24 protein-coding genes are annotated in these 23367 nt (G+C 35.1%); all 24 read right to left on the bottom strand.

Features of this window, described 5'->3' with window-relative positions; all coding sequences use genetic code 11:
• Positions 1-36 precede the first annotated feature (36 nt).
• The 24 genes from AB671_RS01235 to AB671_RS01120 all read right to left on the bottom strand — a co-directional run bounded on the left by AB671_RS01235 (position 37) and on the right by AB671_RS01120 (position 23209).
• The gene (locus tag AB671_RS01235; RefSeq protein WP_066680655.1) at positions 37-2013 is read right to left on the bottom strand and encodes a hypothetical protein; all 1977 of its coding nucleotides are present in this window, start codon (positions 2011-2013) and stop codon (positions 37-39) included.
• 5 nt (positions 2014-2018) lie between these two features.
• A complete protein-coding gene (locus tag AB671_RS01230) occupies positions 2019-2723 on the bottom strand; it encodes a hypothetical protein (protein WP_066680654.1) in 705 nt (234 codons plus the stop codon).
• Positions 2713-3588, bottom strand: a complete 876-nt coding sequence (locus AB671_RS01225; RefSeq protein WP_066680652.1) for a M23 family metallopeptidase — start codon at positions 3586-3588, stop codon at positions 2713-2715. The genes AB671_RS01230 and AB671_RS01225 overlap by 11 nt, the downstream gene beginning before the upstream one ends.
• A gap of 1 nt (position 3589) precedes the next feature.
• Positions 3590-5581 (bottom strand): type IV secretion system DNA-binding domain-containing protein, encoded by a 1992-nt coding sequence (locus tag AB671_RS01220; RefSeq protein ID WP_066680651.1) that lies wholly within the window; start codon positions 5579-5581, stop codon positions 3590-3592.
• Positions 5581-5937 (bottom strand): hypothetical protein, encoded by a 357-nt coding sequence (locus AB671_RS01215; RefSeq protein WP_066680650.1) that lies wholly within the window; start codon positions 5935-5937, stop codon positions 5581-5583. Before AB671_RS01215 ends, AB671_RS01220 begins: the two co-directional genes overlap by 1 nt.
• 11 nt (positions 5938-5948) lie before the next feature.
• Positions 5949-6818: a DUF4138 domain-containing protein gene (locus tag AB671_RS01210; protein WP_082987203.1), complete on the bottom strand. Its 870-nt coding sequence runs from the start codon at positions 6816-6818 to the stop codon at positions 5949-5951.
• 4 nt (positions 6819-6822) lie between these two features.
• A complete protein-coding gene (gene traM, locus AB671_RS01205) occupies positions 6823-8034 on the bottom strand; it encodes a conjugative transposon protein TraM (RefSeq protein ID WP_066680698.1) in 1212 nt (403 codons plus the stop codon).
• Positions 8030-8383, bottom strand: a complete 354-nt coding sequence (locus AB671_RS01200) for a hypothetical protein (RefSeq protein WP_066680647.1) — start codon at positions 8381-8383, stop codon at positions 8030-8032. The genes traM and AB671_RS01200 overlap by 5 nt, the downstream gene beginning before the upstream one ends.
• Before the next feature lies 1 nt (position 8384).
• A complete protein-coding gene (gene traK / locus AB671_RS01195; RefSeq protein ID WP_066680646.1) occupies positions 8385-8999 on the bottom strand; it encodes a conjugative transposon protein TraK in 615 nt (204 codons plus the stop codon).
• An 18-nt stretch (positions 9000-9017) separates the two neighbouring features.
• Positions 9018-10250 (bottom strand): hypothetical protein, encoded by a 1233-nt coding sequence (locus AB671_RS01190; RefSeq protein ID WP_066680644.1) that lies wholly within the window; start codon positions 10248-10250, stop codon positions 9018-9020.
• A 2-nt stretch (positions 10251-10252) separates the two neighbouring features.
• The gene (locus AB671_RS01185) at positions 10253-11041 is read right to left on the bottom strand and encodes a hypothetical protein (RefSeq protein WP_228390985.1); all 789 of its coding nucleotides are present in this window, start codon (positions 11039-11041) and stop codon (positions 10253-10255) included.
• A 48-nt stretch (positions 11042-11089) separates the two neighbouring features.
• Positions 11090-11755 (bottom strand): hypothetical protein, encoded by a 666-nt coding sequence (locus tag AB671_RS01180; RefSeq protein WP_066680640.1) that lies wholly within the window; start codon positions 11753-11755, stop codon positions 11090-11092.
• A 1-nt stretch (position 11756) separates the two neighbouring features.
• On the bottom strand, positions 11757-12443 hold the full coding sequence (locus AB671_RS01175; RefSeq protein WP_066680638.1) for a hypothetical protein: 687 nt from the start codon (positions 12441-12443) through the stop codon (positions 11757-11759).
• Positions 12444-12454: 11 nt separating this feature from the next.
• Entirely contained in the window at positions 12455-13108 is a 654-nt protein-coding gene (locus AB671_RS01170) for a hypothetical protein (protein WP_066680637.1), read from the bottom strand.
• Positions 13095-16163, bottom strand: coding sequence for a DnaJ domain-containing protein (locus tag AB671_RS01165; protein WP_066680636.1), 3069 nt, complete (start codon positions 16161-16163; stop codon positions 13095-13097). Before AB671_RS01165 ends, AB671_RS01170 begins: the two co-directional genes overlap by 14 nt.
• Complete coding sequence (locus AB671_RS01160) at positions 16135-16449, bottom strand: DUF4133 domain-containing protein (RefSeq protein WP_066680635.1); 315 nt, start codon at positions 16447-16449, stop codon at positions 16135-16137. The genes AB671_RS01165 and AB671_RS01160 overlap by 29 nt, the downstream gene beginning before the upstream one ends.
• Position 16450: 1 nt before the next feature.
• Positions 16451-16771 (bottom strand): DUF4134 domain-containing protein, encoded by a 321-nt coding sequence (locus AB671_RS01155; RefSeq protein ID WP_410492642.1) that lies wholly within the window; start codon positions 16769-16771, stop codon positions 16451-16453.
• 134 nt (positions 16772-16905) lie between these two features.
• A complete protein-coding gene (locus AB671_RS01150; protein ID WP_157444100.1) occupies positions 16906-17499 on the bottom strand; it encodes a hypothetical protein in 594 nt (197 codons plus the stop codon).
• A 53-nt stretch (positions 17500-17552) separates the two neighbouring features.
• Positions 17553-18203: a ParA family protein gene (locus AB671_RS01145; RefSeq protein WP_066680623.1), complete on the bottom strand. Its 651-nt coding sequence runs from the start codon at positions 18201-18203 to the stop codon at positions 17553-17555.
• Positions 18204-18247: 44 nt separating this feature from the next.
• On the bottom strand, positions 18248-19729 hold the full coding sequence (locus AB671_RS01140) for a relaxase/mobilization nuclease domain-containing protein (protein WP_066680621.1): 1482 nt from the start codon (positions 19727-19729) through the stop codon (positions 18248-18250).
• Positions 19719-20093 carry a hypothetical protein gene (locus tag AB671_RS01135; RefSeq protein ID WP_066680619.1) on the bottom strand — a complete coding sequence of 125 codons (375 nt, stop codon included), beginning with the start codon at positions 20091-20093 and terminating at the stop codon, positions 19719-19721. The genes AB671_RS01140 and AB671_RS01135 overlap by 11 nt, the downstream gene beginning before the upstream one ends.
• Positions 20090-20902 carry a hypothetical protein gene (locus AB671_RS01130; protein ID WP_066680617.1) on the bottom strand — a complete coding sequence of 271 codons (813 nt, stop codon included), beginning with the start codon at positions 20900-20902 and terminating at the stop codon, positions 20090-20092. Before AB671_RS01130 ends, AB671_RS01135 begins: the two co-directional genes overlap by 4 nt.
• Before the next feature lie 636 nt (positions 20903-21538).
• On the bottom strand, positions 21539-22300 hold the full coding sequence (locus AB671_RS01125; RefSeq protein ID WP_066680614.1) for an SDR family oxidoreductase: 762 nt from the start codon (positions 22298-22300) through the stop codon (positions 21539-21541).
• A 231-nt stretch (positions 22301-22531) separates the two neighbouring features.
• A complete protein-coding gene (locus AB671_RS01120; RefSeq protein WP_082987199.1) occupies positions 22532-23209 on the bottom strand; it encodes a Crp/Fnr family transcriptional regulator in 678 nt (225 codons plus the stop codon).
• Positions 23210-23367: the final 158 nt, after the last annotated feature.

Genomic DNA, 23367 nt, shown 5'->3' with positions numbered 1-23367 from the left:
ACCGCTGGGAAATAAATGATGGGTTGTAAGTCTTATCTATCGTTTAATGCTTTGTTCCTTCACATTGTTTTTTTCGTGCTTGTTATCCTGTTCCAAGCCTTCCAAAGTTTTATTGGTGTTGATTCTGTTCATATCGGAATCATACAGATTCAGATTTTTGTATTGCGGATTCAGCACCGCTTTGCCTTCTACCACTTTATCGTCCAATTCAAATTTTACCTTGACGATATTTCCTTTTTCCAAAGATTTTATGGTACTTTCCTTCCATTCAGGCTTATCGAAGATCAGTTTGGATTTTTCGATGATCTGGGCAGTATCAACGCCGTAATTTTTGTAAAAATTCTGGAAATTATAATTTCCTTTTTCAGTTTTCGGTTCTTCGAAATTGAGCTTTACAAAGGCAGGTTCTAATTTTTCTGTTTTTGGATTGGTGAACTCTATTTTCACAGTGCGACCTTCCAGAAGATTGACGGCTTCCTTTGCTGTAAATGTATTTTCCTTGTTTACATAAAAATTATGAGAGATGCTTTCATCTTTTTCATTTTCAAGAGTTGCATTATAAGAATTGAGAAAAACGCCTCCGTTTTCCGATTTATTAAATTTCAATGTAAAATCTACTTTGTTTTCAGGCAAGGTTTTGTCGGACGTGGTTTTAATTTCAAAATCTTGTTTGGCAGATTTAATTCCTTCTTCAATATCTTTGTGAAGTTTTTCACCCTCTCCGAAACCGAGGTATTTCATTTGGTCTTTTAGGTATTGTACCTGATCAAATTCTTTGTTGTTTTCCATAATGTTTGGGTTTTGATTGTTAAATTTTATTTCGTTGATTGTTAATATTCGATTTTTTGGTAAACTATCTTCTTCCAGATAGATTTTTAAAATTTCACCGCTATCCAATAATTCGTAGGATTCCCCATATTCCGGTATTTCCAATAGGCCGAAAGCCAATTCGTATTTGTCATTTTTTGACAACGTATGACCATCAATAACATTTGGGATTGTGTCCATTTGTGTAAGAGAATAATCTCCATCTGTTGTTCCGAATTCCATTTTTTCTGAATAAGCTTTTCTTTGGTTCGCTGTGATCTGCAAGTTCTCCAGTATGAATTCGTTTTCTTTCATATAGATCCTGTAATTGAGAATATCATTTTTTTCCTCTTCGGAAAGTTTCGGATAAAGATTATTTTTGACTGCTTTTTCCTTTAGGTCTCCTTCCGCATATATTTTAAAGTCGTGCAAAGTTTGTGGTTCATTATAAAAATCTCTCATACCTGTCCATTCTTTGCCGCCATACGGTAATCTATATTCCTGCGTTTGCAGATCATAGCTGTAGTAACTGTGACCATCTGGGCTTTTCAGAGATCCGCTCCCATCATCGTAGCCGCGCCATACCCTGCCATCCGGAAGGTCAGATGCAGGGATTAAATTTTCTTTAAAGCCTTCATCTGAAAAAAAGTCTGCATTTTCTTCCAGATCAGTCTTTTCAATTTGATTGACCACTTCTAATGATAACTTTGCGGCTTCTACTTCATAATTTCGATAATGATGAGCTTGCTTTTCATCAATTTGAGTATAGGTCAAACCGGAACTTAAATCAGTTTTTTTCTCCAATTCCTGAGCCCAGAGATCAGAAAGAAATTTCTGCTTTATTGACTCATTACTTATAGTAATTTCAGTAGACTCCCTGTTATTTTGCAAAATCAACTGTTTATTGGCTAGTTGCTGCTTTTCAATAAATCTTATTAATTCAGCGGTAGTATTAAATTTATCCTCAATAGGGAAACCCTGATTTGATTTGAAAATTGTTTTCAATGTAAAATTTGAGCCTATGATAACTTCTCTTCCCTTAGATTGGTGAATGGACATAAACTTTTTCTCTTTATCGGTAAACAGCCTCTCTCCGTCCCGAAAAAACTGTTCAGGTGAAGTATTTTCAATTTCCTTCACAAAATTTTTATAAGCCTTCGTTCTCGGAACTATATTTTTATCAAACCAGGTCAGATTAATTTCCATTTTATTTACCTTCTAAACTTTCTTGATTTCTCCACTTCTTCGTCATGCTCCTGGTCATCGTCTCTTCTTTGATTGGCATCCTGATACACATCCGGGTCGTTCACATTCAGTTGAATGTCGGAATTATCTGCTTTGGAAATTTGTTTTTGGTTCTTAGATATGCTGTTCACGGAATTGATCTCTCTGGACACGATGCTGAGATCATTCGTTATCTCCTTGGATATTTCAGGATACTGGTCTATCTTGTCCAAAAGATAACTTTTCAGTTTCAGCAATTCATTTTTATATCGATTTAGTTCTTCTGTATCCTTTTTATCAGCAATGATGGCAGTAAGCTCCGTAGCGTTTTTGATGAAGTCAAACTCAACAACTTTTTCGGTTTCTTTGTCAAAAATGAAGGCTTTTTTTTCGAAACTCAGTTCATTTGCAGATTTAGAAACATTCTTGACATCAGTATATTGAATATTATTTTTACTGTTTACAAGAATTTCAGAAATACTTTTGTCTCTTTCTAAAAAGATAACTTTCAATTGGGTGTTATTATCTGTAAGCTGAAAAGTAGCCCTGTTTTCGTCGTGGTCTGCAACAATGGTGTATCCCTTCAGAAATTTCTGAATATCATCTGCATTCAGTTTTTTAGAGAATGACAGATCTTCATTGATAATTCCGTATTTTTTTAGTTCGTCTGTTGGTAAAGTATTAGTGTTCATAATGGTTTGCTATTAAATTGTTTACTTTTATGAGGTCATTTAAGAAATGAGAAGGATTGATGCTCTGTCCAAATTCTTTCACCGAAAAATGCAGATGTGGACCTGTAGAGTTTCCTGAGTTTCCACTTTTCCCAATGATAAAGCCTGCTTTTACTTGTTCTCCTGACCGATAATATATTTCTGAGAGATGTAGGTAAGAGGTTTCGAAACGGTCAAAATGTTTTACTTTTATAAAATTTCCACCGCCTTTAGAATCCCAACCTGTTGCAGTAACAATTCCGTCCAAAACGGAATACACATTTTCAAAGCTTGCTTTTAGATCGATACCGTTGTGTGTTTTTTTTCTTCCGAAAATAGGATGAGTTCTTATTCCGTAGGAAGATGTAACTGTTATTTTGTTTTTAAGTGGCATTACGATTTTTGAAAAAGATGCCGCCGGTTCATCTACGAAATCATACGTTGTAGAAAAGTTTTGTTTTTTTGATGATTGCTGTGCCTCTTCTACTCTATTCAGTGCTTGCAGCATCAAAGAATCTTTCAGTTTTTCAAACTCATTTTTCCGTGCATTTTTCACACTGCTATAATCTTTAAGCAGTGTTTTCAATGAATCTATTTGACTCGTTAACCACTTCGTCGAACCTTTAGTTTCATTTTTTAAATCTGATTTTGTGGTGATATTTAGAACTTGCTTCCAAGATTTCTTAGCCTTCTTTTGTTGTACCGGTTCTTCGATATCAGATTTATCTGATACTTTTAGATTTTCAGATTTTTTCGGTACCGTTGCTGTAATCGTATTAAATTGCGCAGATGATAAGCAACTGTAAAACAGCGCCATCAACGTAAATGTGTATTTTAGTTTTTTCATTTTATGCAGCTTTTATATTTTCATTCACAATGAGTTCCACTTCTTTGTTGATCTTTCTAAAGTTGGTCATCAGCACTTCTTCTTTGCGGTTGACCCCTTTTTTATCCACAAAAGAGTAATAAGATGGCATTTTAACATAGTTTTTTTCTTCTTCCTGAATGGCTTTCATATCCAAATTAATTTTACCCCTAATTGCAGATGTTTTATATTGCTCAGCAGCGTTTTCTTCTCCCCGTGCGATTATTCCTACCATTTCTCCTGTTTTCAAGCCTGCTATTTTACCTGCCGGAATCATATTATCCATCTTTTCATTGATACTGGTGGTCGTTCCTTGCTGTGAAATAGATTGTGAGTATGACTTTTGTTTAATTTTTCCGAAAAGTTTTTCCAACCAATCCAGTGTATTTTTGTCTCTGGCAGAACCGGATAGAATATTCCCGACAATGGCAGAAATCGTATCAGCAACTTCTTTTTTGTAAAACTGTCTGAGCTGCGGAATTTCCTGAAGTCCAAGCATTACAGCAACTTTATTGCTTCTTGCAGTAGCTACGACGTTATCAATTTTATGAATATAAATCGTCGGAAATTCGTCTGCGATAATTCCTCCCGGTAAATTATGTTTGGAATTGATCAATCTTAAAGTCCTGTTTAACACCGAGGAATACAATGCTGAATTAATGTCCTGTGTTCCCGGGTCTGATGCTAGTATGATAATGGAGGGATTTTCACGATCGGTAATCTTCAATTCTACTTCATCTCCGGAAAACACCCAGAAACTCTCTTTTGTTGCCAATCGGGAAAGGAAAATTTTCAAGGTTCCGATTTGTCCTTCCAATTGGTCAAAAGCTTTGTTGTCATAAGCCGTCTTGAAGGGTGAAAGCAAAGAGAAAATTTCTTCATTGGTAAAAAGTGTATCGAAAATTTCTTTGTAGCTTCGGTTCATAAAGGAAAGAATATGAGGCAGATCAGAATATTTTCCATTTTCGAATGTTGCAAAAAAATAAATGCAGGACGAAAGAAAATTGATGGCAGATTGAGTAAAGAAAGCTTCAGAGCCTCCTACTGAACTCGAACCTCCTTTTTGTAAAGAGGACACCATTGATTCGGCCATTTCCTGAGCTTCGGCCAAAGTTTGGATGTACTTTTTATGAAACGGATTTACTCGTTTTGATTTTTCAACTTCATTTAGGTTGATGACGTGGAAATTGTAATCATAGTCAGATTCCTTACTTTTTTTCAACAAATAATGGTAATATGCAATCTGTGATAAGTCGGGGAATTTAAAATCGTAGATACAGAGACAGAAACCTTTTGCAATCATTTGTCTTATAGCAGGATTTATGACACCAAACGACTTCCCAGAACCTGGCGTTCCAATGACCATCGTTCCTCGAAAAGGATTGATATTCATCCAACCTTTATTGCTCTTATTTTTATAACGAAACAAATATGGAATATTGATGGTCATATCCGATGTTACCAATTCTTGATTTTGGTCGAACGATTCTTCCTCTACATTCCATCGGTCTTTTCCCATTTTCTGCTGCATCAGTTTTGAAATACTGTCTGCACCCATTTGAAGAATAACGGCTCCTGAAAAAGAAAGAACAGCATAAATTACCTGGTAGAGATTGAAGCCGGGAAATACTTTTGGAAGTTTTTCATTTCCTGCATCATTTTGCCAAATCAACGACGAGAAAATCATCAACAATCCCAAGACCATAGGAACGACAATTTCTTTAGCAATATTTAGGTCTTTCTTTTTCTTGGCTTTTGTTCCAATCGCAACTAACCCTATCAAAATCAAGGTTGCAAATTTGGCATTGATAGGTGGGTAAATAAAACTCAGTTTTGAAAAATTTTTCAATAAGTTTGATACTACCTGAACATTAGCATTAAGGTAAAAAAGCGAAGCACAATCTAATGCAACTACAGCATACACTGCTTTTTGTAGAAAGCCATAGATCTTGATTTGATGTTGTTGCTCTTGCATTAAGAATAATTTTCGAAATATTGATTCAGTAATTTGTGTTCTTCTAGTAAACTATCATGTAGCTTCTGTTGCCGTTCATGCAAATTTTTATGATGTTCCTGTATTTTGACAAGTTTGGCATTCAGCAGATTCAACTGATTAATTACTTCGTGTCCTCTTTTTTCGACGCTCTCAAGAATGTATGAGCGACTTGCTTCTTCAGATATTTTCTCATACCAACCTTTAAGGTGTAATAGCTTTTCATAGTCATTTATGAGTGCTTTTCGTTTTTTAGAAAAAATGATTATCAAAATAGAATGGTAGGTAAATATTAATAGTAAGAGTGCGAAGCACAGTATAATTGAAAAATTTTCCATTGCATTAATTTTTAAAAGGTGTCCGCTTTAAGAATTTCAGAATAGTTGACCTTCATTTCTATAGTACGTCCCGAAAGTTGTTCTTCAATGAGGCGAATCATCATCACTTTAGAGTTTGGATAGGTAAATTTTTTGAACACATAAATGTTTCTGAAATTTTTCCTGAAGTGCTTTTGAGGATTCAGTTGCAAAATGGGAGTAAGATCTACACTTTGATTGTTGGTTGCTTTATGGATTTTTTTGTCTTCTAAGGAAAATTTCAAATCCTCAATATCGTAGCTTAGATTAGAATTATTTTTGATGGTCATATCCAAAAAAATGTAATCACTTATGACATAGACATTGTTGAGTTGAAAGCTGAGTTGTAGGTTTTTCTCTTCCCTTATCGGATTTTTCTCCGATTTTTTCTGAATAATATCCATTGCAAATTTTCTTAATTCAAGATTTGAAAATGTCATTTTATCAAACTCTATTGGCTGCATCGCTTCGGGTTGAATATGGATATTGGTAATCGTATTTAGGTTGTCCAGGTTTCTGTAAACAACTTTGTATTGAGCGATGAAAGATTGAGCAACAACGGTTATTACTCCGATTTTATCTCCATTAAATAAAACGGATGGTCTTTTGATTTTTCCTTTCTCGTCAGAATCCGGATTGTCTGTAATTTTTATCCTGGCAATATTGGTAGCGGGTAAATCTCCCGTAAGTTTTTCCGTAGATAAGTCAACGTATTGAATAGGCTCTGGCGAAATAATATGCAGGTTGATGCCTTCGGTAATTTCAATTTCTGGTAAGTCGGAAATAATCTGTTCCTTGGTTGCTGTTTGGGCAGTAAGTAAGTTTGCTGCGAAAAGTAAAAAGGTATATAAGGTAAGTTTCATTGTATTATTTTTTTTGTTGGTTTTTTGCATCTTTCAATTGTTTTTCGTCGATTAAAAAGACATAAGAATTGTACTTCAATTTTGCTTTGTTCTCTTTGATCAGGTTCGCAATAGATTTGGATGTTGATGTAAACAGGCTGGTTCCAATGCTTGAGAAAAATCCTTTTCCGCCCATATCCATCTGGGTGCCTTGAACCGAGTTGCTTCCCATTTCCCTCATCATATCTCTGAAAACACTTTGTGGAACATACAATCCCTTCATCCCATCAACATCATAAATCGAAAGATTGACAGGATAGATTTCTCCTTTGGTAAAGACCGATATAACGTTGAGATTGACCCGTTGCATCGAAAATCCTGAGATTTGACCATAAAGTATCGAGCCTTTACAAATCTTTTTGTTTCCGACAAAGATGTCTTCCAGCAATCGAAATCTGATCCTGCTTCCTAAAAATCCTTTGTTGTTTTCGTCAATGACTGCTTTTATAAAGCTGTTTTCTTTCTCTTTATAGAAAGCATTGAAACCGCTGTTTATTTCGGATTTACTGACATTGAAAGTTGAGTTGAGAAAATCTTCCATCTTATCCTTATTTGATTTCAGTCTTTGCTCTGCTGCCAATTTGCTCTGATACTCGGGATCACGAGATTTTTCTAAAGAATCCATTACCAACATTTGTTCTTTCAAATATTTTACAGGATCCGGTTGGGCGGTTTGAGTATTGGTTTTCGGATTTTCTGAAGCATAATCATTTTCGGACTTCTCATAAGATTTGCCATTCAGCATTTTGATGATTTCCGAAGACCTGTTGTAATCCTTATCATCCCTTTGGGTTTGATTTGGTCTGTAATACGATGATTGATTTCCTTTCGCCTGATATCTGTTTTGCCTGCCGTTTTCTGCTTTTAAGGAGTCGATTTTTCTTTTTTGATCCAGTGACAATTGGTCATCATAGTTTAGCAAACTATCCTCTTCTTTGTCTAATCCACCAAGCATCGTTCTGTTATCCTCTTTTTTGAAAAAAGCATCATACGCATCATTTTTGGTCATAATTGAATCCTGCGTATCTCCGAGTGATATTGACAATTCTTTTGGCTTGTCTTTTTCAGAAGTGTCCTCTTTGACAAACTGCGCGCCTACGTAGCCGAAAAGAAAAAGAAATGGCAGAGCCAAAAGCGGCAAAACATATTTTTTTTCTTTAAAATTTATTTTTTTAATGTCCATTTTTTAGTTTTTGGTATTGGTTAAACAAGTAGTCAATTCGTAAGCTGTCTTCTTTTTCAAGAGCGTTTTGGTCTCTTTTTACTTTTAAAGTTTTCAGTTCGTTCACAATCTTCTCCATCTCTTTATCATTATTTAGGGATGGATTTTGACTCATCTTACTTTTTGAATAGAGAACAGGAGGCCTTATTTTGAAAGCCATTTCGGAAGGGAAAAAGACACCTTGAATGAGAGACCCAATAAATGAAACCGACAGTAGAATCATTGAATACGTGAAGAATTTCTTTGGATTTTGAACTGCCCACTGTAGCCATTTCTGACCCTTTTGTTTTAATGTCGTATTCATTTTAGTAAGAGTTTTTATTTTGATTGGAAAGTTCTTCGTTATTGATGATCCTCCAGTTTTTAAGAATCACACCGTGAGGATTATTGGGACTTCTGATGATGTCTTCAAAGAAACCTTCGGTGATGAGCTTCCTCGTAATGACAGAAGATTTTCTGGTGATCATCTGCTTCCCGAAAAAAGAGAATTTCTTTTGTTCCATACTAAGTGTAATCGAATCGGTATGGATACTGACCATCGAACTGGAGGCAATGATCTGATTGTAAAATCCTTTTTCCTTTAAGTTGGTATATTCTTTTTTCCCGCTGTCGTCAATGAGATACAATGACTTTTGAATATTATCCTTGATGTAGGTGTCGTCCGGAGCGAGTGTGAAAAACAATCGGTGGAATAATTCAATTTGAGCTTTGTACTCAACAGGTCGGTTCAGTAGTACGTCCGTTTGTTTGGCAAGTACCGGAACACCATTGTCTAAAATGTAAATGGATTTTCTGGAATCCTCGATCATTCTGTAAGCAAAGAAAAACCCTGCAATGACAATGAAAACAGCAAAAGCAATGGTTGAGATTGAAATAATCTTGTTGATTTTAATTCTTTGTTCTATGTTTTTAATAAGCATTTGTGGTGTTTTTTGAGATTATTTTCCGTTTTTCATAGCTTCCTTAACCCTTCCCGAAGCGGAACCTGCTGCTGCACTTGCTGCTACTGAAGCACCTCCTGTTTTGGCAGCCAATATTGCTGTTTTAGCACTACTTGCCATTTTTCCTGCGGCACTTTTCATTTTCGTCATTGCTCCGGCTCCTCCTGCTGAAACAATACTGTCGGCAATAGTTGGAGTCATTAAAACCCCGATGCCTGTTACAACATAGGCAACACAGGTAAAGAGCTGGTTATAGATCATTCCCGAATTACTCACATAGACCATTAAAGCGTCTAAGTTAGTAATGGTTCCATTGGATAATAAGGTATCATACCTTTCGATCTCCATTGTATAACCAGAAGCGATCAATTGCTGACCGATGTTGATGATCGTGTAGGCAACAAAAGTGTAAAGATTAATGTTGATGAATTTTGAGACCCAACTGTATAATGAATTTTCAAATCCTGGAATCAATGCCATTCCGACAGCTATCGGTCCCAAAATAATTAAAATGTAAGACCATATTTTTTGAATGAAGAAAATGAGATATACACAAATCCTAAGAATGGAAAGACAACAAAATTCAATGAGTTCTGCGACTAATTTTTGCATTTGGAACTCCATTCGTATTGACCATTCCTTGATGGGCTGAATGAGTTTATCCAATCCTTCGCTGATGTCATACCACGAATCATCCGCATCTTCAGTGGTATTCTCAATGACTTCCTGTTTGGCATCTTCTTCCGCCTTTAATTTGATGACAGCATCGAGTAATTGCTGCTGCTTTTTGAATCTCTCGACCCTTAAGTCGTTAACTTCTGATTCTATCTCGCTGAAAATTGAGATTCCGGGTTCGGCAATGGCCTCAAATGGCGCTTGAATCATACTGACAAATCCACTCCAGTAAACAAGGGTAAATCCGATAAGAATTGGTTTCAGCATCGGTGTGATTTCCCACTCCCTGTCTCCGGCCGCCATTTGCCAACCCATATATCCGAGGTACATCAGAGCGCCTAAACCGCCTATTGCTTTTCCTACCAAAGCTGAACCGGCGGCGCTATCCTGCACACTGTTGTCCAGTTTTGTGAAAACTTCCATAAACCATTTCTCAAAAGCACCGTCACCTTTTAAAAATTGGAGTAAATTGCTATAATCGCCATCTGTTTGAGCAAAGCCAATAATTGGCAGTAACATTGTCAAAAGGCAAAATAATAAGGTTGTTTTATTCATTATTAATATTTGTGTTTGTAGTGGTTCATCATACTTTGAACAATTTGCCGGTCTGATGCCGGTATCCACGCAGGTGGCAAGGCATAATTTGAATGGTTCTTTAAAATATTTTTGTAATCTGTAAGAAGTGTTGTCTTGTTATTGTAATCCCTTAACTCTCGCACAAATTTTCTCCATTTAATAAGGGTTTCGTGATACATCAAGAATCGTTTGCCTCTTGGCATATCCATAGACCTGGACATTGTGTACTTTTCTTTGATGAGATCCAATTCTTCCTGAAGCCGTGCTATAGTACCTGTATTACTGAGTGTTTCAAAAGTTTGCTGGTCTTTCAGCCGCCATTCGATAAAGTTTTGAGGGGTATCAGGAAATTCAGTAATAGGTTTTAGCATTCGTTTGTAATACAATAACCAAAGAGGATCGGCATCGACAGTAGCGGACGTCCAATGGGCAAAATCCTGAACGCTTCTTTTATGAATGGTATCTGAAGCTGCCTTTATTTTTTTTGCTTCTTCCTCCTGAAATTTTAATTGAGCGAATCTTTGATTTTGAACTCCTGTCGGTATTAATGGTCGAATGTCTTCCCCATCTTTATAATCCCTGTTAATTTTCGGAGCCCACATTCCCCAAACCGTGGCATAGGCAAAATTGGTTTGAATGCCTAAAAAATATTTTGGGTAAGGTCTCCAATCTCCCCAATCTTGAAAGACCATTCTTTTATGTTGAGCAACAATGGAAGGGTCATTTAATCTCTTAACACTGACTTGTCCAAACACACTGCCTGCAATCATAAGGAACTGTAACAGGCTGATTTTTTTTAGTAGATTTTCCATATTTTTTTAATTAAAGAGGTAATGGTATTTAGTGATGATGTCGCCAACAATAGCTTTGTCTATATTGATGTAATTGCGGAGAACAGGAACCTGATACAGATAAGGGATCTTCTTGGCATTCTCTAATCGGAGATTGATGTATAAAATATTCCCATTGATATTTCTTACCCTTGTAAAAATCTTTTCAATCAGCATTTCTCTATCCATCGCATCCATCAGAAAATCTTTGTCTTCACTGAGAATATCCTGAGTAACTTCCTGCTGAAGCTTCATTGTTTGCTTGCCTGTTTCTATGTAGTATTTTGATATCAAGACGGAATATTCAGGATGCTGTGCTGATAGATCCAGCATTTTATTGGAGTTCGTTACTATTTTACCGAGATATTGATAGAGGTAGATAAGTTTTTTACTTTGGGTAAGCGTCGAACTTACATTTTTCAGTTGTTGATAGATATACTCCTGAATAGCAATGATCTGCGTGATTTTATTATTGATGTCATCATACAATTCTTTTTGCTTTTCATAGGAATCCAAAAAAGTTTGCTCACTTCCTAATCGAACACCGTGGTTTACGGTGATTTGCGAAAGGAGTTTATCATTGATAACTATTTGCTGGCTTTTTACAGATGCAACAGAGAAGAATAAAACTCCGGAAAAAAATATTTTTTTCATTTTAGAAAGATTTAATGTTATCCATTATGCTTTCAACTACTTGCTTATCTCTATTGACATAATATTGAAAGGCTCTTTTATTGCGTTTTACTTTGGCTTTAATATCCCTTATCTTCAAAAGCATATGCGTGGAATTCCTGCTTATTGCCTTTAGTTCGCCTAAAGCATAGTCCAATAATACTTTACGTTCTGATTTTTCCATTTGATTGATGGCTCCGTAAGAAATCACGATACCCATTACGAGTCTTGTTACCATTTGAAGATCATCAACAAACTTAACTTGGGAAGGCAATACCGCAATAATTGAATAGGGAGCATCACTTATTTCATTGATAATGGCAGATTGATTATTTGTTATTTTCGTTATTTCCCTGCTCATTGCTATACCTGTTGGTATGGCTTGAATGGCAAATGAAACTATCCTCAATCTGTCCTGGATTTTGGATACCTTATCTTTGAATTGGTTCCATTGGGTTCTGTTGGCTGTTTCTACGGTAGCGTTGGCAATTTGTTTTTGCCTCATTTCCTTTTGCCTGTCGTGTTCTTTCATAGTGGCACTGATCTCTATATCCATCATCGGAAATGATACATTTTCCTTTTGCCATGCAGGGGTAGAACCACCACCGGAAGATATCAATACGAAGTAAGCGGTCGGAATAAATAGGCTTAGAAGAATTCTTTTTCTCATAATAGAAAAATTTAAAAATTCCGTTTGTACCTGTTCATTATGTTTTTAACAATACCTTTGTCGGTATTGATATATCCTGCAAATGGATTAATGGAATTCCAGAATCCTAATCGGTTTGCTTTTTCCAGTCGTAATTTTATCGCCAAAAGCCAAAGCTTCAGATTTTTGACATTACCGGAAATATTATGAAGGATTTTGTATCGGTCTCCTGCAGTAGCCAAATTGAGTTCTCCGGATGCGAGAATATCAGAAACATCAGTAACGATCTTTAGACTTTGCTCGTAGGTTTTTTGGGATGCTTTTACTCCAAAAATGGCATATTCAGGATGTTCTGATGCTAGTTGTACAACCTGCGATGAATAATTGTAACATTTATTGAGTTCTGAGTAGATTTCCTGTGCTTGAATTCCGTTTTGTAATGTTCCCGAAACTTCTTTCAGACCTTTTAAAATTTTATTCTGAATGTCATTGGCTGCAACCATTTGGGTTCCGACCCAGGTTTGTGCATCTTTTAACTTTGAAGTTTCCTCAATCATTTCATTCTGTTTGGCTTTTAAATTTTCAGAATAGAGAATCATTGCTGCCGTTACCGTTGGGTCTATATAGGTGTTTTGCGAATAAAGGAAACTTCCAAAACTTAAAAATAAAATGCTATACTTTTTCATATTGTTGTTTATTGATTAATTCTGAAAAACTGATATTTCGGTCTTCTAATTCCTGTGAGATGATTTTGAAAACATTCTTCCCTTTGTGTTCTTTTTTCATCATTCTGTAAAAAGAATTGATTTTTTGATCCAAAGGATTTTGGTACAAATTCACGAGTGACACAAGGTTTTCTAGGCTGTCTTCAAAGATCTTCAAATCACTAACTATTTTGCGCAATGCTTCATCATAGTTTCCGAAATGGTGCACATAATATTCAACTGCTGATTTTTCAGGTTTTTCTGTGGTATAGGTTAAATATTGCTCCAATGAAACCTCATTTCCATAGACCTCTCCTTTTGAACCTCGTTTCAAATAGAATTCTTTGAATCGGCTTCTCCCGAATTTGTTGTTGAGATTGTTAATTGTAAAAATCTTGTTTTGCTCCACTTTATTGAGAGAAAGCAATGATGCTATCTTGTCAAAGTTGTCTTTGAATTTGGTCTGGTCAAGCAAAATGAAAGTATCAGAATTATTGATAATGGAATCTTTCACCACCGCATTTCCTATTATATCGTCAAGTTCTTGAGTTACAACTATTACTTCTCCCCAAAATTTTCTTACTGTTTTATATAAATAAACGATATAGCTTCCCATCAGTTTACTGGCAATAGCCTTCCATGCTTCTTCGATGATCAAAGCTTTTCTCCTATCTTTTCTTAACCTCATTTTCTGGATGAAGGTGTCCATAATAATGAGCGTTACGATAGGAAATAGTTTAGGATTATCTTTTACATTATCAATTTCAAAAACAATAAAACTTTCATAAAAAAGTGTATTATCTGCACTTTCATTTAACGTAGTGCCATACCTTCCGCCTTTGTAAAAATCTTTCAGTACAAACAAAAATGTCCGCAAATTGAATTCTTTCTCTATGATATGGTGTTTCTTATTATTCAGATAAATAGGAAGAAACTGATCACAATAATCATAGAGTCCATTGAAGGAAAGCTCTGTTACGATTAGCTTTTCTTCCAGTTCTTTTATTTTCCGGATAATGGCTTTCCTAAACGATTCATTCCGTTCTTCAGCTAATAGGGGCTGCTTGATAATGTCATTCGACTTAATTAAAATCAACTGCGTCTCATTGTATATTTTCCTTCTTTCTTCATCGTTCAGCGTGTCATACGCTTCATACACCTTATAGAAATTTTCGCTTTCATATTCCGGGTTGTTGATATTCTTATCGGGATGATAGAATTTCAACAATTTTCTTCCTGCTTCTTTTATTTCATCGGAACTGGCATCGAAAGTAATTCCCAAAATGTCATAATAAGTATTCTGCCCTTTGCCTTCATTCTCATATTCTCTGAATAAGTCTTCTTCGTGAATGTTATATTTACTCAGATAGAGAATGAGTTCTTCAGCAGTTTTATTTTCATACCACGGTGTTCCCGAGTTGAAATATTGATGGTAATAGGATATCAACACATTATCTAAAATGGATTTTTGTGCTGATGACATTGAAGAATCAGGACCTTGCCAAATCAGAAAGATTAGGTTGGTTAAAAATTCTATTTTTTCGATATTGAATTCTTTCTTGTCCATCAAAAAAGGATTCATAGTAATCGGTTTTTCTTCGGTGTATTGAATGTATCTTCCTCCTTTATATTTACAAAGTCCAGAATAAGAATCTCCTGTATCAACAATAATCACGTCATAATTATAAGTAAGGTCTTGTTCTGTAATATTATTCATTAAGAAACTCTTGCCTGAACCACTGGATCCTATAACAAACTTGTTTCTGTTATTGATCCGTCCTGTTTTCATCGGTTGATCTGATGTATCAACTTTTATCGGAACACCTTGTCTATCTGTAAATCTCAAGTAGAAATTGGATTCTTCATTGACCGGGTAACTTTCTTTAAAAAAAAAACACAAGGCCGCTTCGCTTGTCGTCATAAATAAATCGTATTCTCTGAGTTCGGTGCCATTTCCCGGAATTGCTGATCGCCAGAGTTCCAATTGGTTGTAGGCATTTTGGGAAACGATGATTCCTTTTGTGAACAGTTTATTTTCAATCATTGACTGAATATTTTCCATTTTCTCCAATGTTTCTGAGGAAAATAAAATTGAAAAATGTGCATTCACAACGAGCTGTCCATCAATGGCAATATTATGAAGCAGTGTCTGAATTTCATCTGCTATGATCGCATTGGAAGGAGAATTATTAGCTGCTCCTTCGTGCTTTTTCTTCTTTTTGTCGAGCTCCCTTTGCTGTTGTGCCTGCAGCGGAATAGTAATGATTTGATTGTAGACAATGGTCTCATAATCTTCCAGTTCATTGATAAAACTAAAATTATCCACTGCTGTCTCAGCTGCCGCACCGTTACCGCCGAGAACAGAGTAAGGCTCAATTTCTGAAGGCAGATCAATGTTTTCTACATCCACATAAGAGATGTTTTTTACAAACCTTTTTCCTATTTGCAAAAATTCGTTGGTACTTTTTATATTATCAAAAGTTGGAGATTCGGTAAACTGCATCGACAAAACTCCCGAAATGTAGTACTCAAAATCTTTCTCAAATAAAAACTCAGGTTCACAATTGTTCTGTTTCAAAAGCATCAATACTTTCTGGCACTTATCCCTTAATTCTTTGTAGCTTTTATCCGAAAAATGATAATGCTTCATTTTCTTTTTCAGCTTATCATCGATGATATCTGTAAAGAAAAGAACCGTTTCAATGGTTTTGAAAAGCCTGCCGTCAAAATGTTCCGAATATTTTTGTTGTAAAAATTGATTGGATTGCTCTGCTGCATATTTCTTCTTGGAAAAGATATCAAGCTTCTGCACTATTCTTCCTTCTCCAATAATCGATACAACCTGATTTAAAACCGTGTGGAAATTGAGATAGCTGTCAGGATCTGCCGAATATTGTTCGACAATATTTTTTATCTTAATCCCAATAATCGGATTCCCGTATTGTCCGAAAAGAACATCAAAATCCCAATTGAAATCCTTTCCATAATCATAGCCGATAAATGGAATGCTAAAGGCTTGTTTTTTTGTTGTTGCCATTCTTTAAAAGTTTATTACTGTCTAACCTTTTTGGAAAAATTAAGATGTGATCGAAGTTTTTGGTTTTGTCATACAAACCATATTTGTCCTGTCTTCTGAAGATGAGATAAACTCCGCCTGCGGTGACTGCAAGACCAAGTAAAGAGCCTAAGAGACCGAACTTCGAGAGTACCAATGCTGAAATGACTCCACCTACGATGACACCGACTGCGTAAAAGATGTATTTCCCTTTGAGTCCGAAGAATACAAGGGGCTTTTTCAGCCCCTTATAAAGGTAGAATCCCATATTAAGCGAAGAATGCTGTTACGAATTCCGGAACTACGATCAAGAAGATCATTGCTCCTCCATAACCAAGGATTTCTTTGTTGACATCCTGGTCACCATTCGTCCACTTGTTATACACTCGCAGACCTCCAATGAATCCTACCAATCCTCCAACTGCTTTTAAAATCAGTTTAACAGGATCCCAATAATCTCTAATTTCGCTAGCTGCATTTGAGATTGCTGTTGCTCCACCTTGGGCAAACGCTGGGGTTAGTGCCATGATGACTAAGGCTACAGTCATTACTTTTTTTACGGTCATTTTTTTTGCAAAAAAATTCTTCATCATAATTCAAAATTTTATAAAAGTTTAGTAATAAAATGGATGTTAGATTTTGGGCATAGAAGCCCCAGACAACGAATTAAAATCCATTGTTAATTCTTATAATCAAACTGTTAGAAATTATATTAGTTGATTACCTACATGATAGATTGATAGATTTTATGTCCATCATTATTAGCTACCATCTGAACCAGAGTTTCGGAAAGATTCAGCATCGATTTCCACTCTTTTATTCTATTATTTTCCTGAGCTGCATCTACCGTAATTGGTTGTTGATGATATACTTCCTCAGGGTTCTTCTTTCCGTTCTCAGCTGATCGTATTTCTTTTTGATCAATATATACTTCGGTTGAATTAGCTTTCTCATAAAAAGGTTCGTTTTCATTTTGTACAGGATTGTTCTTTAATAGATTTTCAAATTCGTCTAGATCTTGTTCAGACTCAAATCGTTCCCTCAAGTACTCCAAATTCTGTATTTCTCCCATTCCTTCATTGATTTCAGAATAGATTTGATTTTTACTGAATGACTTTGGAGTGTTGATGTTTTCCACCTCTTCAATCCCAACATTTTTAGTAAGGTCTTCGTACTGTTCGGAAATTTCAGACAAAGAAAATTCCTCCATTTCTACTTTATAGTTTTCTTTTTCTTTTTTTATAAAGAGATCATACATAATGTTACCTACATAATATATCAGATAAACAGTCAAAATGCAAAGTGAGATTTTTATCATTTTTATTGATTTTATAAGGATGAGAATTCAGTGGACTGTATTTTACATTTTTCTTAAATGTCAATATTCATTGTTTCACTTATGTATATTATCAATTCATTGAATGAGTTTTGCACGGCATATTTCTGTTCATACGAGAGTTTTCTGGTGTCTATCGTTTGTAAACAGTTTCTTTTGAAAACCGGATTGGCGAGAAGCATTCCATATTTTTTCAGTTCATTATCCATACCATTCTGATTTAAATATTTAAACCCTTTATCGTACTTGGAACGGATAAAAATTCTCTCTGCCTGACTTTCCAGAAGTCCTAAGAAATTAACAAAGACCAAAGTTGATTTTGCCGATACATCGGAATACTCAAAAGGGATTATGATAAAATCACTATATATCAATAAATCGCTGTATTTGGCATCTAATGTCCCTGCGAGATCAAACAGAATAATCTCATCGCTTTCTTTCAAATTAATGATGGTCTCAAAATCCGAAAAAAGTTGATCATCTTCTTCGCCAATAGTTTCTACATCGTACAATTTTGGAATTTCCAAGAGCTCATCTTCTTTCCATTTGTGATAGAAGGATTTTTGAAAATCAAAATCAAAAACACTGAGTTTCCTTTTTGAAACAGTGGAGATATAATTGGCAAAAGCTATGGCAAGTGTCGTTTTCCCTGTTCCTCCTTTTTGCGTGGCAAAAGTGATGATCATTGTTTTTCTTTTTTTTTAAAGTTTATTAGAAGCCAAACTGCGGCTTATCGGCTTTTCTTTTTTCGTCGCTTTTTGAGTTCATTTTCAGCCGGGTCTTTTGCATTTCCCGAACTCTGCATTAACTCAAACAGCATTTCATTTACCGCTTTACCCAGTGCAGATTTTTCTTTATTTTCAATTCGGATTTCATTTGATTGAATCGGATCTAGAAATTTTTGATAAGCCTTTTCTCCAATTAATAATTGAAGCTCTCCAATATAATGGTATCTGGAGTGAACTGCATATAATTTTCCGTCCTCGCCTTTCGTTATTGATATATTTTTTTCATCAGTTATATTTTTTTTATCTTTAATAAAATCCTTTATTTCAAACTGCACTTTTCGATAAGTTTCCAAATCCTTCTTTCCCCTATTTTCAAATAGCATAAAATCCTTAAGCTCTGTTCCCTGATATTTTTTATTTAAGAATTCCAGCAATATTTTTTTTGATTCCTGATTCGGATTATTATAATCCTTCAATATTTCAAAAGTCTTTTTATCAATCTTATCAGAAGTGAATTCAAATACTTCATTCATTTTCAGTATGTCACTTCCTTTATATACTTTTTGTGTTTTATGGTCTATCGCAGTGTAACCAAAAGGTTTCTTGCCCTCTTTATGATGAAACACGATATCTATCCCGAAGACATCTTTCAGCTTTTTCTGGAGTTCGCTTTCAAAAGCGATTTTTATTTTTGAATCATTTTCATTCTCTAAAACTTTCTCTTTGGGGAGCATTGAATCTTTTTGCCTGCTATCTTCTACTTGGAAAACCTTGTTGGAATACAGTTCTTTGTATTTGCTCAGGATTGCTTTAATCTGTCTGGATCTGCTGTCATTTTTATAATGCTGGAAAACGAGTTGATCTCCGAAAATGGTCTTTTGTTTTAGCCCATTTTTAAGAATATCCAAAGCGTTATCATTTTGTTTATTTCTTATCAACTTTAAACCATTTCTTCCTAATAAAGTTTCAAGTTGATCGAGAGAACTTGTTTTGTAATTAAGAAGTTTTGTAAGTTCATCTTCAGGTTTTATTCTATATAATTTTTCTAATGTGTTGCTTAAAGATTGCTGTGCTTTAAGCCTTTCATAACTATCATTAATCTTTTTTCCTGTCTGCTTATCAACTCTGGTAGAAACAATGTGAACGTGATTATTATCCGTATCATTATGATAAATAACAATGAATGGTTGTTCTGCATATCCCATATCATCCATGAAATTTTCCGCAACCTTTGCAAGTTCTTCTTTGCTGTGTTCCTGAAACTTAGTAGAAATTACTGCATGGAATTGTGGTTTTTTAACCCTATCATTGTTTGATATTGATTTCAGGTAATTTCTCACCTCTTCTTGTTTACTACTCTCCTCAATGAAAGATGGAAAATTCTTCATGAGCATTAATTCCCCTGTCCCTTTTTCTACTTTTTTATCATTGTACCTCACTCCGTGAAAATCTGATCCTGAAGAGCCTAAAATCTTAATGATCATTTGCTATGAGTGCATAGATTTTCACAAAAATTTCGTTCTGTTCTTTTTTTAGAATTACGATTTCCGATAACTTATCAGAAAAATTTCTGAGCTCATTTTCGCTGATAAACTTCTGAGCATTTGCTATTTTTGCAAATTGATTGATGTTGGTCTCAATTTTTCCGAAAATATTATCTTGTTTTTCAATGAACGCTAATACTTTTCTTCTCTCGTCATCCATCATTCTGTTTTCCACAGAATTAATAATTAGACTTGTTAAAGAAATTTGTTTTTCTGAACAAACTTTTTTCCACTTTTCTTTTTGGATTATGGAAATCCTTATTTTAATGCAATTTTCCTTCTTAAAATCCCTCTTATCTATCATTCAATTACATTCAAATAATTAATTGGAAAAGTGGTCATGCCCTTTATAGTACCGTTGAATTTTTCGATTTGATTTTTCCAAAGAAACAGATTGAAATCAACGTTTGTTAATGAAATAATGCCCTGCTCTACACCTGAATTGATTCCGTTTGAGTTTCCACTTACTAAAATATTGTTCAGTGAACCCACACTGCCATCCGACATAAAACCTAAATCCCGTAATGGTTTTGAAAGATTCAGTATGACGTAGTTTGAAGTGATGGGTGTTGAACAAATTATACTAACATCCAAATAGCCAATTGTTCCTATTCGCCTCGCATCAATTTGCCCGGTTATTCCAAGACCCGATGTTCCTAATCTATATATTTTAGTGGATAATGTATGCTGCCTAGGATTTGTAGGAAAAGGAAGATATGTGTTCCACGAGGTTTGTTCATAAATAGTATTTGCCGAAAGTGTTTCGTCCAATATGATGAGCGCATCGTAATAATTAGGCTCCCTAAAAATCTGATTCCAATACTGTCCATTGAAATAGTAGTAGCCTTCTTCCACGATATGAATGACTTGCCCCAAAAGATTTGATGCAGGTTGAGTCACGTAAACAATGGCTCCTTTCTGCAATATTGAATAAGTTTTATTAGCAAGTTGATCCCCCGTTATTCTTGGGGGAATAATACCGTCATAGTGATTGATGTCATTTGGTTTTCCAACAACTTCAAAAGTCGTTTCAGGAGTTTGGGTATTAATGCCCACCTGTCCCTCGATTGAAATAGTGAACAACAGAAACAGTAAATAAATGAACTTGCTCATTGATTTTTTTTGATTAAAATTTCTGAGACAAAATTGAGCGATAAAATCTACTAAAACAATAGTAGTCAAAGCGTTTGGCTTAAAAACGAACAGCGTGGATTACGCTGGAAAAATTGGAGATTAAAAAAGAAAGATTAGGCTGAATCTAGAATCTTATCCAAAATTTTGATAAAATAAAAAACAAGTTCCGCAGTTTTTTACCCCTTTTTTGCAAAAAAGGCAAGATCGTCTTTGTAGTACAACTTGAAAAGTTTGTACGTACAAAGACACATCTTGCCGTTACTTTGTGATAAATAAATACAAATATTTTATAGTTCTAAATTATTAAAGTATTATCATTTAAATGCCTAACAGTCAGTGTTTTACTTTTTACTAAAATAATTTTTACTGTGAAAGAGAAAATAGCCGACTGAAAGGAAGGAAAAAAAAGCTGACCTGTATTCATTTTACTCAGATTGGAGCACAAGGTGTATCTATTTTGCGCACCCTTTAAGGCTAACCACACTGAAAACTAAATCTTTATTATCTTCAAACATAAATATTCCTTTAAATACTCTGCTGAATTCATTTATTTCAAATATTCCTTGTTATAAAAGTAAGATGCTGACCAATTGTATCAGCATCTTACTTTACTTTTTACCATGGAATTTCACCTGTTCCATCCGGGTTCGTCTCTTCACAGAAAAATTTTCCAGTTGGACCATCTTTACCAATCAGCGCAAATTTAACAATGCGTTCTGCGGCCACTTCAACTGATCCACCGTTCTTACCTGTAAAATCTGTCGCCGTAAAACCTGGGCTGACGGCATTAACCTTGAAGTTCGTATCCCGCAGCTCATAAGCAAGGTTAATCGTATACATATTCAATGCAGCTTTTGAAGAAAGGTATACTACTCCTTTTACATTGTAGTAGAGATAATTAGGATCACTGTGTAAAGTAAGAGAACCTTGACTTGAGCTAAGATTTACAATTCGTGGTTCTGGCGATTTTTTTAAAAGATCAATAAACGCTTTGATCACTCTTGCCGGGCCGTAAACATTGGTATTGTAAACCTTTTGGTAAACTGCGATATCAGTATCGATGGCAGTCTGAGGAACCATATGTCCTTCACTGTTAATATCAATTCCGCTGATTCCTGCGTTGTTGATCAACACATCTAAAACACCAACTTTTCTTCCGATTTCCATGTGCGCAACCTTGATGGACTCCTCATTAGTGACGTCAATTTGAATAGCCTCAACGTTAGTTAGTCCTTCTAATTTTAGCTGTTCTACAGCTTTCAGACCGTTGTTCACATTACGGCTCCCTAGAAAAACATAAAATCCTTTCTTCAACAACTGACGTGCTGATTCCAAGCCAATACCTTTATTTGCTCCTGTAATTAATACTGTTTTCATTATTTTTGATTTTATTTATTGCAAAGATAGTTGGCAGTAAATTGCTGTTTCTTGACTTTTATCAAAAAATGTAATAATTGATGGACTGAAAGATAATTTGGCTGATTTTTAGATTTGAAGATCGTACACACCTTATCATAACAGAATTTTTCCGACTGTCTGAGAATATAAACAGGAGATAATTGCTTGCAAAGTACCAATTATAACTAACATAAGCAATACAAAGGCAGCTCAGCGCTTTCTTAACCGGCTAAGAGTCTCTGGTGTAATCCCTAGATAAGAAGCAATCATGTTCTGTGAGAATCTTTGAAAATATTTAGGATGATGCTCCAACAGATCACGGTACCTTTCTTCCGCATTCATACTGATAGCAGTATGTATTCTTTTTTGTGTTGTAACCGCTACTGATCTTTGCTCAAGACGAAGAAACTCACTTATAGCGGGGACCTGTGCCTCTAAAGCATGCAGTTCAACAGGTGATATCTGCATAATCTCGGAGTCTTCGACTGCATCAATATAGTACCGGCTTGGGGTTTGTTTTACCACACTTTCCCAGTCCGATATCCAATTCCCCTCCAGAGCAAATGCTACAACAGCTTCCTGTCCACGTTCGTTTACGGAGTAAATCCGTAAAGCTCCAGATTTCACATAACAAATGTATTTGCAGAGGTCTCCCTCTTGTACAAGAAATTGACGGCGACGTACTTTTTCGAGTTTAAAAGCAGCCCTAATTAGCATTTGGTCAAGTGAGGATAATTGAAACTTCGTATAATTTCGAAAGTAGTCATATAATGAATTATAGACGTCATCTCTGTGTTCTTCTACAGTCCTTCTAGAGGATAGACTTTCAGTTTCATTAAATTGTGGTGTTTTTGTAACTCCTTTCTGATCCTTAGAGCGTACCTTCATATATTATATAATTGTTACACAAATTTATCTAAAAATTTTATATGTATATCCGTAATCATCCATAATTTCATATATTTGTTTGTTATATAATAAGTTAGATGGATATATTTAGTTTTACGGCTGATTTTGGGACAGAGTTGGATTGCATAATTCATTTT

Source organism: Chryseobacterium sp. BGARF1, from assembly GCF_001677955.1.
Lineage (GTDB): Bacteria > Bacteroidota > Bacteroidia > Flavobacteriales > Weeksellaceae > Chryseobacterium.
Note: the sequence above shows the minus strand (reverse complement) of the source record. Positions and strands in the feature narration are given on the sequence as shown.